General features: G+C 45.6%; 12 protein-coding genes. 2 read left to right on the forward strand and 10 right to left on the reverse strand.

What is annotated here, in order from left to right; all coding sequences use genetic code 11:
• Window positions 1-6: 6 nt before the first annotated feature.
• The 5 genes from menC to ACIFQN_RS17640 all read right to left on the reverse strand — a co-directional run bounded on the left by menC (window position 7) and on the right by ACIFQN_RS17640 (window position 6,802).
• On the reverse strand, window positions 7-1,143 hold the full coding sequence (menC, locus tag ACIFQN_RS17620; protein ID WP_429834332.1) for an o-succinylbenzoate synthase: 1,137 nt from the start codon (window positions 1,141-1,143) through the stop codon (window positions 7-9).
• Between the two features lie 84 nt (window positions 1,144-1,227).
• Window positions 1,228-2,103 (reverse strand): serine hydrolase, encoded by an 876-nt coding sequence (locus tag ACIFQN_RS17625; protein WP_429834333.1) that lies wholly within the window; start codon window positions 2,101-2,103, stop codon window positions 1,228-1,230.
• A gap of 41 nt (window positions 2,104-2,144) precedes the next feature.
• Window positions 2,145-4,226: a S9 family peptidase gene (locus ACIFQN_RS17630; RefSeq protein WP_429834334.1), complete on the reverse strand. Its 2,082-nt coding sequence runs from the start codon at window positions 4,224-4,226 to the stop codon at window positions 2,145-2,147.
• A gap of 51 nt (window positions 4,227-4,277) precedes the next feature.
• Window positions 4,278-5,714 carry a serine hydrolase domain-containing protein gene (locus ACIFQN_RS17635; RefSeq protein WP_429834335.1) on the reverse strand — a complete coding sequence of 479 codons (1,437 nt, stop codon included), beginning with the start codon at window positions 5,712-5,714 and terminating at the stop codon, window positions 4,278-4,280.
• 44 nt (window positions 5,715-5,758) lie between these two features.
• Window positions 5,759-6,802, reverse strand: a complete 1,044-nt coding sequence (locus ACIFQN_RS17640; protein ID WP_429834336.1) for a dipeptidase — start codon at window positions 6,800-6,802, stop codon at window positions 5,759-5,761.
• Window positions 6,803-7,082: 280 nt separating this feature from the next.
• Between ACIFQN_RS17640 and ACIFQN_RS17645 the strand changes: the two genes are divergently transcribed.
• Window positions 7,083-8,303 carry a GNAT family N-acetyltransferase gene (locus tag ACIFQN_RS17645; RefSeq protein WP_429834337.1) on the forward strand — a complete coding sequence of 407 codons (1,221 nt, stop codon included), beginning with the start codon at window positions 7,083-7,085 and terminating at the stop codon, window positions 8,301-8,303.
• A 297-nt stretch (window positions 8,304-8,600) separates the two neighbouring features.
• Here ACIFQN_RS17645 and ACIFQN_RS17650 read toward each other — a convergent pair whose 3' ends face one another.
• The 4 genes from ACIFQN_RS17650 to ACIFQN_RS17665 all read right to left on the reverse strand — a co-directional run bounded on the left by ACIFQN_RS17650 (window position 8,601) and on the right by ACIFQN_RS17665 (window position 12,547).
• Entirely contained in the window at window positions 8,601-9,164 is a 564-nt protein-coding gene (locus ACIFQN_RS17650; RefSeq protein WP_429834338.1) for an NADAR family protein, read from the reverse strand.
• A gap of 209 nt (window positions 9,165-9,373) precedes the next feature.
• Window positions 9,374-9,772 (reverse strand): RidA family protein, encoded by a 399-nt coding sequence (locus ACIFQN_RS17655; RefSeq protein ID WP_429834339.1) that lies wholly within the window; start codon window positions 9,770-9,772, stop codon window positions 9,374-9,376.
• A 260-nt stretch (window positions 9,773-10,032) separates the two neighbouring features.
• Window positions 10,033-11,223 (reverse strand): hypothetical protein, encoded by a 1,191-nt coding sequence (locus ACIFQN_RS17660; protein ID WP_429834340.1) that lies wholly within the window; start codon window positions 11,221-11,223, stop codon window positions 10,033-10,035.
• Between the two features lie 145 nt (window positions 11,224-11,368).
• Window positions 11,369-12,547, reverse strand: a complete 1,179-nt coding sequence (locus ACIFQN_RS17665; RefSeq protein WP_429834341.1) for a M20 family metallopeptidase — start codon at window positions 12,545-12,547, stop codon at window positions 11,369-11,371.
• Window positions 12,548-12,722: 175 nt separating this feature from the next.
• Here ACIFQN_RS17665 and ACIFQN_RS17670 point away from each other — a divergent pair, with 175 nt between their 5' ends.
• Window positions 12,723-14,822, forward strand: coding sequence for a helix-turn-helix domain-containing protein (locus ACIFQN_RS17670; RefSeq protein ID WP_429834342.1), 2,100 nt, complete (start codon window positions 12,723-12,725; stop codon window positions 14,820-14,822).
• Window positions 14,823-14,920: 98 nt separating this feature from the next.
• Here ACIFQN_RS17670 and ACIFQN_RS17675 read toward each other — a convergent pair whose 3' ends face one another.
• Window positions 14,921-15,421, reverse strand: a complete 501-nt coding sequence (locus ACIFQN_RS17675; protein WP_429834343.1) for a GrpB family protein — start codon at window positions 15,419-15,421, stop codon at window positions 14,921-14,923.
• Between the last annotated feature and the right edge of the window lie 11 nt (window positions 15,422-15,432).

Genomic DNA, 15,432 nt, shown 5'->3' on the forward strand with positions numbered 1-15,432 from the left:
CACTCCTTATTCCACGCTAGCGACTGTCTGTCTGCTGTAGTTTTCTTGGCGAACGAGAAACTTGTTGACACTTTCCGGCTTCAGATTATAACCGATTCCCGGCTCAGTCGGCACAGCCAGAATTCCTGGCTCGAGTAGAACCACTTCAGGATCGACGATGTCTTCTGTCCAGTAGCGGTCGGATGCAGAGGTATCGCCCGGTATTGTGAAGTTAGGTAGTGATGTTATCGCAATATTGTGGGCTCGCCCCACGCCGGTCTCGAACATTCCACCGCACCAGACGGGGATGTTGTGCACTTGACACAAGTCGTGGATTTTTTTCGATTCGGTCAAACCTCCTACGCGGCCAACTTTAATGTTGATAATGCCGCAACTGCCCATTTCAATCGCTTTGCGTGCATCTTCCAGCGAATGAATGCTCTCGTCAAGACAAATCGGCGTTTTCAGTTCTTTTTGCAGTTTGGCGTGGTCGATGATGTCGTCATGTGCCAACGGCTGCTCGATCATGATTAAATCGAACTGATCCAGCTCTTTCAAAATGTCGATCTGATCCATGGTATACGCGGAGTTGGCATCTGCCATCAACGGTACGTCTGACCCAAACTGCTTGCGAATCGCCCTCATCGGTTCGATATCAAAGCCAGGCTTTACTTTTACTTTGATTTTTTTGTAGCCTTGATTGATAAAGCCTTCCACTTTATGGAGAAGCAAATCGACGGTTGGTTCAATCCCGATACTTACACCGACCTCAATCGTTTGCTTCTGCCCACCCAAACCTGCTGCTAGCGAGATGCCTTGTTGCTTGCAGTACAAATCCCACACAGCACCTTCCAACGCGGCCTTTGCCATGTTGTTGCGGCGTATTGGAGCGAACAGCTCAGCCACTTCCGCTGGCGATGTAATCTTTGCCGTAAGCAGCTTGGGGATGAGAAAATGCTCAAGCATATACCATACAGTCTCCGTTGTCTCCTCGTTGTACAAGGGCAATGCCATAGATGTACTCTCTCCGTATCCCACAGTTCCGTCACTGCTATAGACGCTGACCAGCACCAAGTCTCTTTTGGCCAGTCGACCAAAACTTGCTTCAAAAGATGCCTTAAAAGGCATCTGTAATCGCTGCAACTCTACTCGTTCGATATGCATCGATACAACCCCTTCTTCATTTCAATTGAATGAATAACTGCAATCCGTGAAGTGCCCTGATCCACTTTTTATAAAATGGCCCGTCTAGCTGTTCATGAAGTGATCGTATGCAGCTCTGGACAGTCGACCAATCGTTCGCTCGCCCTCTTCCATCGTGGGGTTATCTTTTGACAGGACGGCAATGGAGAATGCCCCTTTGTTGTCCGGCATATAAACAATTCCCACATCATTGACGACACCGCCAAGCGTTCCGGTCTTATGCGCAACCTTCGCTTTGTCGGGGAGCATATAAGGCAGACGGCTGTTAAACTGCTGACGGAATAAAATATCCAGCATTCCACCACAAGCAGACTCCGAGATGACTTGTTTGGTCGCAATCATTTCCACCAGCCTAGCCATATCCGCAGGCGTGGCAGCATTGTTACGCGGATCCGCCTGAAAGACGATGCTGTCCGGATCGAATTCCCAAGCGAGTATTTGTTCTAGCGTTTCCCGCGAGTAAGCTTGTGGCACCATACCTACGCTTAGGCTGAGCAAATCCCAGCAGCTATGGTGAATATGGGTCTGCTCAAGGCCTAGTTCCCGCATGTAGGCTGCTACCCGTTCTGTCCCTACCAGCTTGAGGAGCTGATCCGTCGCCAGATTGTCACTGACAATGATCATCAGCATGGCCAAATCCTTGACGGTTACCTCCATACCCATGTGAAGCTCCTGCAGCACACCTGAACCGGGTACTTGATCTTCCTCATTGATTTTGACCCGCTGCTCAAGTGACAGTCTGCCTGCTTCCACATCCCGGTACAAGGCCGCGAGAATGGGAATTTTGAATGTACTGGCTAATTGGAACAATTGATCCTCGTTCATGCTTGCCGCTTCTCCCGTTTGCAGATGCTTCACTGAGACTCCAAACGTTCCGGATACGTCACGAACAACGTCCTCCAATTTTTGCTGCAAACTCATACACGATCTCCTCCGCTCATCACATTTTTTGTGTTCCAAGGTTAGTCTGTATGCTCAGGCAAATGAGTGTTGACGAAATCAACCATCGCTTCCAAGCGCGCCTGACGCAGTGAAGGAATTCCAATCTGTAAAAGGCCGTGACTGGAGTGAGGTATACGGAGTAGCTCTACCTCTCCTCCCTGCCGCTTGATATGAGTGTAAAACTGCTCAGCCTGCTCGACCGGGCAGCGCAGATCATCTTCTGCATGAAGCAACAGCAGTGGCGTTTTTACATTTTTCACGTAGGCGAGCGGTGAAAACTTCCAAAGCGTTTCCACATCAGTCTTGCCTAGGAATTCCATCTCCAAAAAGTCGGGGCCGACGTCGCTGGTTCCATACATGGATATCCAGTTGGAAATACACCCTTCCGAAACCGCTGCAAAAAACCGATCCGTATGCGTGACAAGCCAGTTTACCATAAAGCCGCCATAGCTAATCCCGTTTACCGCAACCCGTTTATCGTCAATAAAATCGTACCTTCGGGATGCTTCGGCCAGTCCATTCAGGATGTCCGTCATGTCCTTGCCGCCGTAATCTCCGTGCACAGCATGAGTAAACTCCGCTCCATACCCTGAGCTGCCCCGCGGGTTCGAATAGACAACAGCATATCCGTTTGCAGCAAACAACTGCATCTGATGGAAGTACGTAAATCCGAACATGGAGTGTGGCCCGCCATGAATGTCCAACAGTACCGGATATTTTTTCCCTGCCTCGTAGTTTGCCGGCTTCAGCACGAATCCTTGTATTTGCCAGCCGTCTTCTGAATCATATGAAAATGCTTCCGGTTCGACGGTAATCAACTCAGACAGCAGCTCATCATTGCAATCATCAAGGCGAACCTCACTCTCGGGAAAAAGCGCTTCACTTGAGGTTGATAACGGTTCCAAAGGTGTCCGAAGCTTTCGCTCAACCATTGCCTCCTGCGAGACCTTGACCGCTGCTACTTTTCCGGGGTGATGCACGGTAGAGTAGGCCACAGCAACCGTCTCAATTCCATCATAGGAAAAATGAAAAATCGTACGTTCGCCGCCAATCACGGTTACTGCCTGTGAATCGCTATCCGCTAGGGAAAATCGGACAATTTCGTTTTTTCCTTCACGCGTACTTAACGCATAGACGTATTGGCTGTCCTTAGACCACTGTGGGTGCGGTGTATATTTCAAAGAGCGCATATCCGTAAAAGCGAGATCCGTCAATGTATCGGGGAAATTTTTACTCAAGCAGCGTGCCTCTCCACCATCGGCAGGAATGACGAACATCTCTTTGTGGTCAATATTGCTGGCAACAAAGGCCAGCTGTTTTGCGTCCGGTGAGTACGACAAGTACGACGCTTTCAAACCGTTGTAGAGCAATTCCACATCACCGCCACTAGTCGGCACACGGTAAATTTGTCCGCCAAAGTGCTGCTGTTCGCTCTCGTTCTGATTGGCGATAAAGGCGATATGCTGTCCATCCGAAGATACCGTCGGTTCAAAGATGTCATAAAAACCATGTGTAATCTGCGAAATATCGCCTGTTTCGATATCAATGGCAACGATTTGCCGTACCAGTGCCCTTTGCAAACCAGCGCCATCCAGTTTGTAGTACTGGCGATTGTATCGTTTTGGGCGCTTGCGCCATTGCTTGCTTTCCTTTTCTGCATGCTCTTCCGCTTCTTTCGCTGTCAGACCGGGCTCAAAAACCTCAATGGTTTCCCTCTCAGCAACCGGGACAAGGCCATAAACAAATCTTCCGTCAGGTGCCCAAACGATGGAGCTGACCCCATGACGAAATCGGGTTACTTGGCGTGCTTCCCCACCGTCCAGTGAGAGTAGCCAGAGCTGGGTCCCAAAAGCGCGATTGGAGAGAAATGCGATCGTCCTCCCGTCAGGCGACCACACCGGACTCATGTTGCGTGTACCCACAGTGGTTAACACACGCCTGGAATGGCCGTGAACATCTGCCAACCACAGTTGCGTTTCATAATCATCTGTCTTTTGGCGGACAATTGTTCGCTCGTATACGACAAGCTGACCATTCGGTGAGATCGTAGGTTTGCTAGGCCACTGAAAATTATAAATATCCTGAGCGGTTACTGTTCTCATTTCTCATCGCTCCCTTTTACCCTAGGTTTGGTTGAGGAATCATTTGAAGACTTAAACAGTTTGCGGTTTTACAGCTTTAGGAATTTGGCGGAAGCCGAAGCTAATGCGGATGATTTCTCTGTTGCTGTCGCGGATGTAACGGACACAAGCCTCAGAACCTCTGCGTTTGACTAAAAAGAGGTCTTCACCGATTGGCTGCATCGGGAGCGACTGCTGATCCTCATTGACAAGCGTGAACTTTCCGTCTTCCGAGATAATAGTAAGCTTCATACCCTCATTCGAAAGGTATTCTCCGGTGTATTCTTCCACCCGATCAGCAGGAACCTCGTAGTCGATTACGTGCAAATGAGATGCGTCAACCGGTCGATTTGCAAATGCATTGCTAGCCCCTTTCATCAGTGCGGTAGCAGGTGAATCAGCTAGGTTGGTAAGTACGATGCCAGTTACCCCTTGTTCGGGAATCACGTACATTTGCGCTTGCGTTCCTTTGATGCTGCCACCATGTTCGATCAAAACCGTTCCGTGATAATCGGGGGTAATCATTAGGCCGTAGCCGTAGTAGCGGCCAGGTTCACTCTGGATATACGGCGTCACCATCTGCTTGACACTTTCTTCAGTCAGAATTCGTACGCTGCCGGCGAGACCTCCAGTACGGTAAATATCCGCGTATTTCAACATATCCTGTACAGTCGACTTGAGAAAACCGGCTGCACGCATCGCAGGCGCATCCCACCAGTTGTCAGAAAGGAAGACCTCTTTTTCGCCGTCCTTCTCTTTGGCCGCGTAAATGGAGGTAATATCCGCTGAACCCTTCAGCTCGTCGAGGAAAAACACACTGTGATTCATCCCTGCCGGCTCCAAGATATGTTCCTTGAGATATGTTTCATAAGACTTGCCGCTGACGCGTTCGATAATAACGCCAAGAAATGCATAACAATCATTGGAATAGCTGAACTGAGTACCAGGGGAACCGAACAAGTCGAAATCTAATTCAGCTATATAGTCAAACATTTCCGCATACGTATCGACCGGGGGTATTTGGGCCAATTCATTTTTCTGCTGCGGATCGTGCTCCAGTTCAGGATCAAGCTCGATGCTCCGCTTCAACGCTGCATACAAGGTCGACAGTGGCGGCATCCCAGTAGTGTGGGTCATTAAATGGTGAATGGTCATTTGTTCGACCACCTCTCCCACCTTTAATCGAAATTCAGGAAGATACGTGAGTACCGGATCATGGACGGATAGTTTTCCGGCTTCCTGGAGTTGCATAATGGCCATACATGTGAATGACTTCGTGATTGAGCCGATTCCAAAAACAGTATCCAGCGTTACTTCCAGCCGCTCTGCCACGTTGCGGTAGCCTACTCCTTTTCCGTAGACAAGCTGGCCGTCTTTCGCTAGGCCAATAGCAGCACCGGGGACTTTGCCTTCATCCATCATTTTGTTGACATATTCCTCAAAGGTAGAGATCCATTTTTCATTAGCCATGAATTGATTCCTCCATTGTCATTTTTTATAGGAAAGTGATGATATTACTTCCAGACCTCCCGATAGACACGTTCGAAATTTTTTCCCAAAATCGCTTCGATTTGCTCGTCTGTATACCCACGTTCCACTAATCCTGCCGTCAGTTGAGGAACGGAGCGATGCCCGGCTACCACATCAAACGGCTTGCGAGGCATGTGCTGTAAACTTTCCGGAGAAACGTATTTCATGAAGTCGTCGCATAAATCGAGTCCAAGACCGATGTGCTCTACCCCAACCAGTTTCGCAATATAATCAACATGATTAAGTAACGTCCCGACATTTGCCTCTTCATCTCTGTCGGCGGTAAAGAAATTATTGGCGTTCATTCCGATGACACCGTTTCGTACAGCGAGCGCTTTAATCTGCTCGTCGGTGAGATTGCGCATCGAATCCGCGAGACTGCGGCAGTTAGAATGAGAAGCAATCACAGGTTTTTTCGCAATCTCCATCACATCCCAGAAGCCTTCATCGTTGAGGTGGCTCACGTCAATGATCATCCCCATGGCTTCAGCTGCTTCAATCAGACGTACGCCAAAATCGGTAATCCCCCCCTTTTTACCCTCGCGTACGGGAGAAAAAAAGCTGCCATCCCCAACGTAATTGCGTCTGCTCCACACCAGGCCCAATAGCCGTACTCCCAGCTCATAAAAGATTCGAAGCAGACTGAGATCATTTGAAAGCGGTTCCGCACCTTCCAACGACAAAACAAAAGCGACCTTTCCTTGTTCTCTTGCGGTGTTAAGGTCGTCTAGTGTTTTACACAACATCATTTTGTCGGCAGATTCTTCTACTTCTTCATACAGGGCGCTGATCTGGTTAAGAGCTTTTCGCAGCCCCATTTCCGGTAAAAACTCGTTGTCCACAAAGATAGCCGCGACAATCGTTTTGATGCCGCCTTGGTAAAAAGCAGGGAGATAATCCGTCTCAATTACCCGTTTTCGCCCACGGGATCTTTGAATCTCCACGTCCAGCAAAAGATCGAAGTGGCCATCGATGATTTGTGCATGACTTTGTAAATGACTGACCCGTTCTGCGGTTTGTCCACTCATGCCCCTATTCCTCATTCCTTTGTAAAATTACCTCTTCAACAGTTTATGACCGGTTTTTGAAGTTTGAACTTCGAAAATAACCGTTTCAGGAAGTTTTTACTCTATTTTCGCTATTATATTTTTTTACTTCATATTTTTCAAGACGCAAGATTTATAATTTTCACAAAAAATATCTTGAACGAAAGATGTGGTTTCCTACCTTCCGCCTGTTCCACTTTTGTATTCATAAAATGGCTTCGATACATAATAGCGATAAAGACAAAATGTGGAGGAGAACGCAATGAGCCGGCAGAAGCTTCAAGACAGATTAAAGATGAAAAAGGTCGAGCCAAAGCATGGAGAGCAATTCAACGATTTGCTTCGCTATGTTTTCCAGGTGACGAATCATGATCTGCATACGTTCGGATGGGAGAACCGCGAGATTGCGCAGGCGAAGCTTCCCGTACTGAAGCAAGCCGATGTAATGGGCTGGTTCGATGATGATAAGTTGATTTCCCAGTTGGCGGTATATCCGTTCCAGGTTAATATTTTTGGGGAGATCTATGACATGGGCGGCTTGACCGGTGTCGGAACCTACCCGGAATATGCCAATCTCGGCTTGATGAGCCAATTGATGCGTCGAGCGCTCGCAAATATGCGCGAACGGGAGCAGTCGATATCTTATCTGTATCCGTATTCGATCCCGTTCTACCGCCGCAAAGGCTGGGAAATTATTTCCGACAAGATCTCTTTCGAGGTGAAGGACACGCAGTTACCGAAGCTGAAGACAGTACCCGGCAATGTAGAGCGGCTGTCGATCGATCACCCGGATATACGAGATGTGTACCGACGCTTCGCTCTGAGTCATCATGGTGCGATGCTGCGGAGCGAGTTGGCCTGGGAAGAGTATTTGCGCTGGGATCTGGATGATCTGACCGTAGCGGTCTATTATGACGAGGATCAGCAGCCACAAGGCTACTTGCTCTATTGGGTTGCCGAAGAAGTCTTCCATATGAAAGAAATGGTGTTTACCGACGGAGAGGCGCGAGCGGGGTTGTGGAATTTCATCAGCGCCCATTTCTCGATGATAACACGGGTAAAAGGCCATATCTACACGACTGAGCCTCTCGCCTTCCTGCTGGAAGACAGCGATATCAAGGAGACGATCTCGCCCTACTATATGGCACGGATCGTCGACATTCATCGTTTCGTGAAGCAGTATCCGTTCCTGCCTCAGACTACGGAATGCCAACTGACCTTCACACTTCACGATCCGATGCTGGAGTGGAATCAGGGCAAATTCACGTTAAAGGTTGATGAGCAGGGCCGCGGGCAATTGACGGAGGGTGGCGGCAATGCCGAAGCGATCTTCGATATTCAGACGCTCACAACGATGCTGATGGGTTATAAGCGTCCGGCATATTTGGCGAGGGCAGGTCGCTTCCAATCGCGACGAACGACGATTGAGCTGCTGGAGAGGCTGATAGAACGCCAGACACCCTATTTCTCCGATTATTTCTGACGTGTGAAGTGGCGACCGGGTGCGGGGGTTCTAACAGAAAGCAAAAGCAAGTGATTTCTCCACTGAGGATGATCCACTTGCTTTTCTCGTTGGGATTTTTTAAAAATCCAGTTAACCAATGACCTTTACAACGTTTCCCCTCAAAAACAACCCGGATATTAGATCCCACCAGCCTCAAACTGTTCCCCTTCCTAATACGTCCGTGCAGCAGTTTTCCGATACCAGTGTTCTTTCCGGACGAATGGATGGCTTTTCAATGTTGAGCTCGATAGGCACTTCCTCATTGTCCACCTCTCACTATAACGCTGATTGTAAGCGCAGCTCCTCTCTTACTGCCATCAATGCAAAGCCAAGCAGGTTCTCTCCACGCCAGCGTTCAGGCTGTTCTGCATGTGGGTGATCTTGGGCAAGCCCTATTCCCCATACCCGGTCATATGGACTCGCTTCGACTAATATTCGGTCTTTCGAGCTCAGGAGGAACCTCTGCAAATCTGGATGCTGACTGAATTTTAGCAGGTTTGCTCGGCGTACGATCATCGTCTTGTGCTCGTTCCACTCGCTCTCATCAAACGAACGAACCTTGCGTCCCAGTGCCTTTGCTTGTTTTGGATGCCTCATACGAAGTATTTCATCACGAATGACAGGATCATCGAACAACTCTGCCTTTTTGGCCATCATGTAATGTTCTGCGGTATGGTACGTCGTGTTTTCATCTACAAAAGGGGCTGGATACCATTGGCTGAAGCACGACTTATCAATAACATTTGGCTTTTTTTGTGTATTTCCCCAAAAGAACAAGTATTTCAATCGTGTCTGTTGCGATGCTTTGATCAGTGTTTGGACATCTTGGATCTGTTCCACTTCATTATCACCTACTCTCTACAGACTTCCCTTTGGTTTACAGACAATCCCATATATAGGTAACATTCGAAAAAAGATCACCTCAGATTTTTATCATCAGATGGAAAATATATATTTGTATTTTAACGAACCAATCTATCCATCGGCAAACTTGTTTCCTTTCAATTAAAAAAAGTGCCCGAATAGGCACTTTTTTAGGACTATATACATCAACCTGCAGCCCAAACATCCAATTCAATTTTTATTTCCGGTAAGCCTAATGCTTGAATATAGGCTATCGTCATGGAAGGGGGTGTGGAATCGAATACTTTATTCCAAACCTCATAGAAATGATCCCAATCGATTTCCTCTGTAGACCAAATGTTAATTTTAACTACATGATCCGGAGTCAAATTTTGAGAAGATAGAATATCAACAATATTATTCATTGTATTCGTTACTTGTTGATTAAAATCGGCGGGAATATGATTGTTTTGATCGATACCGATTTGACCTGAAAACACATACCATTCCGCATTTCGACTGATCTTTGTTACATGACTATAGTTTCCTACAGGCTTTGCTATGTTATCTGGATTATATCTTTTCACTACATGGTTTACGTTCATATTTGTTACGTCTCCTTTTAAATAGAAAATATAAAACCGGTGGACGTGTTATATATTTTCACTGTTTTTTCATTTCATTAATTTTAGACAGACTTATCCCGTCATCAATCATTCTAGAAAAAAACAGCAGTAGAATACCCAATTCCAAAAGACAAAAATTGAATGGATCTCTTTTTCATCAGGTACCCCTCCTCTATTTAAAAGTAAAATGACTTACAGAAAAATTTTAACACAAACGCAAGCGCGAGTCATTAACATTCTTACAAAAACCCTACGAATATTCCCGCCAAAATGACTGAAACAATGGTAACGGTAATGAAACCGCCAACGAGCATAGGCGGTAGCATGTGGCTCGTCAACATTTCTCTTTCTTTTTCATCCTCTGTCAATGACTTGATGACTTCATCGGTGATGATATAGTCAGCCGGAAATCCATATAAAGCTGTTAAGGAAACGGCAAACGCCATTTCTTTGCTCGTTTTTAATAATTTCCCTGCTACAAAGGAGAACAGATACATACCGATGACACCTAAAACAATACAACCGACTAGCGGGTACATGATTTCAATCATCATAGCCGGTGTCGCCTGTTTCAACCCGTCAAAAATGAACAGCATCAGAGCCATGAGGGCAAATCCGAAACCGTTCGCTCTTTGCAGAACCTGCTTTTCCAGAAAACCGATGCTTTTGGCGATAACCCCGAACAATAAGCAGAGAACAAACGGACTGACTGTCATGACAGGCGCCAGTAGAGTAGAAACAAGGTAGGCAAGATACGCTACTAATGCCAGTCTGAAAAATTTAAAGAAATCGGTGTTGTACTTCTTTGGCATGTTTTTAAATAACGTAGGCTCAGACCCCGCATTCTCTGATGTAGCAGCTATTTCCGAGTCCGCTGTAATCAATTGTCTGCTGCGATATTGCTGAAGAAGTCTCCTTCCTTCTTTTTTCAGCATGATGGACGTTATCGGATATCCTGCAAATCCTTGCATCACATAGATGACGATGGCAAACACGGATAGTGAGACAAGCCCTGCTTCTTTGGCTCCTTCTGACATGATGAGCGCAGAAACGACTCCCCCTACTAAAGGCGGAATGGCAACGACGACGGTTTCAAAGTCGAAAAGAATGGTTCCAATGCCAAATAAAATAGCGATAATTCCTAAAATGCCTGAAAGGGCAATAACAATGGTCTTCCATTGCCTTTTTAATTCCTGAATGGATAACAGCGTCCCCATATTGGTAATTAACAAGTACATCATCATCGTCGCAACAACCGGCGGTACTCCTGCCACCGCTACAATATCTTTGGGAAAGAACGTCCAATACCCGAAGAGGAACAGGACTGCACAGACGAAAATAGACGGCACCCAGGCTTTTGTCCGAACAGCAACCAGATCCCCGACAAATAAAATCAAAACAAGAATAACTAAAGCTAGCATTTGAGACATACGTATCCCTTTCTTTCATCATGCTGTTTTTCATTGCAGGAATAGTAAAAAGTAATGTGAATTCAACGTTTACTTTAGGTGCTTGCTCCCAGTCAATGAAGCATCTAGCTCGGGCTCAAGCACCTTTTTACATGAGAAACCCTGACTATTTGTTTTCGGCCAAATAAGTTAACGTCGCTAGCCCTAATGTTTTTGCCGCAATTAACATCCCTTGTTCATCAATATTAAATTTCGGGTGATGATGAGGATAGACCGCATTCACTTCAGGGTTCTGAGCGCCGGTAAAGAAAAAAGCCCCTTTCACGTGCTGCAAATAGTAAGCGAAGTCTTCCCCGCCCATTTGCGGCTCGCATTCATGTACAGCGGTTACGCCAGGTACTGATTTAGCGAGGTTGGCCACAAATTCCATTTCTTCTTTCGGATTGATCGTTGCCGGGTAGCCTTTTACATATTCAAAGCTGTAGTCTACATCACCCGCAATACACGTACCTTTAATAACTCGTTCGATTTCTTTCTCAACCTCTTCGCGAGTGCTCTCTTTGAAGGTTCTCACTGTGCCCGAAAGCTTGGCTGTATCAGCTATGACGTTTGGCGCATTTTTCGCTTCGAACGATCCGATGGAGAGAACGGCTGAATCTAGCGGATCGACTCTGCGCGAAACGATTTGCTGCAGATTGCTGACCAGTTGAGCTCCGATCACGACACTGTCCTTTGTCTTATGAGGCTGTGCACCGTGTCCACCACGGCCTTGAATTTTCACGTGGAAAAAATCAGCGGCTGCCAAGACAGGGCCTGGTCGATACTCTATCGTTCCAACTGGGCCCGTGGACCAGATATGCTGACCAAAGATCACGTCGACTCCATCTAAACATCCGTCTTCAATCATGGCAATTGCCCCACCCGGTAGCACTTCCTCCGCGTGCTGGTGAATGAATACAACATTGCCTTCGATATCATCTTTCATCCTGTTCAACACTTTTGCCAAAACTAAAAGAGTAGCAGTGTGACTATCATGACCGCAGGCGTGCATCACTCCGTCTACGACAGACTTATAAGGGACATCTGTCTCCTCCTGGATGGGCAGCGCATCAAAGTCGGCGCGAAGAGCGACTGTCTGGCCTGGTTTTCCGCCGCGCAACGTAGCTACGACACCGCGTCCGCCTACTCCTGTGCGGACCTCATGGCCTAATTTCTCATGGTATTTCTCGATGTATTTGGGTGTTTCCACTTCTTCAAAGGAGAGTTCTGGATGCTGGTGCAAATATCGACGCACGTCAACCATTTCACTGTATGCCTGATCCAATAATTCATAGAGCTTTTCCATTTCAAGCCATCTCCCTTTTGAGATTCAATTGCCGAGAAAAATCGCTGGTTCAACGTGAACAAAAATATTTTTCTATGCAGAATATAATAAACTATCTGATAATAACACCTCAATGTTCGATCGCACAATATATACCCTTTTTTATTGTATACTAGTCTTATGAGGGGGTGTTCTCATGAACCAAAATCAACAGCTCTACTTCTTTCTGTGTAAAAAGTTTAACGATCTCCCTTTTCAACTCTTTTTTTCCGATCATTTAAACCAAAAAATCCAGCTCCTTTATGAAAATGGCAAGATGGACACGGATGAACCGATTCCCTCTACCCAAAGCGATGAAAAATTCCGTATTCAATCAGACATAGAAAAGACACTTATTTCCTTTTTTTATTCGGGGAACAGTCAAGTTCTTCTCCTGCTTTCCAGTCCACAAGCGGCTCCCTCCGATGAGGATCTGGAGTACTTGTATGTACTATTTTCTTTCTTGGGCATGGAAAACAAAATGAAAGCAAAAGACGCTGAGCTCGCAAGCATGATCGAAAGTATTCGTTCCATTACCTCTTCGCTTGAGCCGCAAGACGTATTGAATAAAATTATAACCCAGGCTCTCAGTGTTATTCCTGCTGCCGATGCCGGCTACTTGCAGCTATACGATGAAAAAAACGAAGAACTAACGTCTCGAGCAGCGGTCGGTTTTAATTCCAAACTTCACGAGACAAAAGTCAAAAGTGGTGAATCCATTACCGGAAAAGTATTTCGAGATAGCACTCCTGTCATTTATTATTCACGCTCTGAAATCTCTGAAGCGATGGCGGATCTCTCCGAGGAAAATTTAAAGTATATTCATAGCGCGATTGATTATTCAAAATTAAAGTCATTAATTTCGGTTCCTCTTTTATTGGAGAACAAAGCGATAGGCGTAATGAACGTTCAACAATATGAAGCGGAAGGCAAATTAAGTGAGGATGATTTACACTTACTAGAGGGCTTTGCCGCGCAAGCAGCTATCGCGATCCACAATGCAAAGCTTTATCAAAAAGCGAATGAACGACTCGGGGAGATTACTGAATTAACAAGGCAGTTGGAAGAAAAAAACAGGCTTCTTTTAAGAAGAGCAGAAATACATGAAGCCTTAACACAATTTTCGCTGCAAAACAAGAGTATCGAGTTCATGATTCAGGAACTAAATCGCATGATAAACCGTGAAATTTACTTTTTCGACAATCTGGATACAGAGATATTTCCAAAGAAGACATTCGATTCCCTCTGTGTAAGCAATGATGAGTTTTCTCGTATTCTCCTGACAAAAAAGAAGCCCTTTTACATGGATCCGGTAGATCAAAACCAAACGGATTGCTATGTATACCCGATCATATCGGATCGTGTCACGTTAGGATGTTTTATTATTCCTCTCGTCGCTCCGATTTCACCGCATGATCAAATGACAATCGAACAGGCCAGTTACGTTCTGGCTCTGGAACTGACCAAGAGGAAAACGCAGGAAGAAGTCTACTATAAAAAAACACAGGAGCTATTTAATGACTTCCTGCAATATAAAGATCCGCGATTGCTGGAGGAAGCAGGAGAATCACTAGGCCTTCATCCCGATTCCTTTTTTTCTGTACTGTTACTGGAAGTCGTTTCTTATACAGATTTACAAACGTTAGAAGCCTTCATTCACCGATTAATTTCCAGAATGAAACGGCGAATACCCGAAAAAGGAACCCTTATTTTTGGCTTTCACAATAAAGTAACCATTCTTTTCTCAACGAGTGCTCCGAATGAAATCGATGAAGCCATTTGGGTGCTTCATTCACAGTTGCTGGAATGGGGTGAGCGGGAAGAGACGCCGCTCCATGCCGGTTTAAGTACCTCCTACGAAGGAATCCATTCCATTGCCAAGTGCTACGACGAAGCAAGCAAATCACTTTCTTACATGATCAGCCGCAAAAAAACAGGCATCATGAATTATAAAAAAATTGGAATCAACCGCTTATTTCTGACACAACCGTTTTCTGAGATTGAGAGTTTTGCAGATGATATTTTGTCACCCCTGCGCTCCGAAAAAGCCCTGAACAATGATTTGGAAAAAACACTCTTCACGTATATTAAATCAAACAAATCCATCATCGAAACGGCGGAGAAGCTGCATATTCATAAAAACACGCTGTATCATCGGCTTAAAAAGATTGAGGAATTGCTGCAGTTGGAACTTCATAACCCCGATGATTTTTTGCAAATTTTGTTAGCTTGCCATTTACATGAATCTGTTTTATAAATGTCTTTCCTACAGATGTTTGCGTAAAGCGGCAGTCCTGGACGCCTCTGTCCAAGCTGCCGCTGCGCTATTTTCAGCTAAGGAACTAATACCTATCGCTAGCTATTCAAATAGAAATGGCTTTCCATTCTTTCCAGTTCTTTCATAAACGCATTTTTCGCATTCGAGTATGCTTCCGTATTATTGCTGTTTTCTATCACATCTCGATCCAGCACTGTCTCTTTGAAATGTGCTTGGAGGTAGTCTCTTACAACCAAATGACGATTTATATGTTCCTTGTTATCCACTTGAAAGACATGTACTTGAAGGGTTCGCTTTTCTTTGCCTTTTCTGAAATACCTTCTACCTTTCAGACCGAGCTCACCCATACATTCATAACCAATCCCTATCATTTGTTCATTAAATGAATCAATTCTTAAAATATCTTTTACTATTGGCATGATATCAAGGATTGGTTTGGCATTTAGACCAAGAACAGACGTGCTACCAATATGATGGATAGCAATTAGCTCATCAGCAAATATGTCTTTTATTCTTTGCGCTTCTTCTCTGAACATTTGTTTCCATTTCTCGTAATTTTCTATAACCTGGGCTTCCATACAACAACCTC

The sequence above is a fragment of the Brevibacillus sp. NRS-1366 genome (assembly GCF_050467985.1).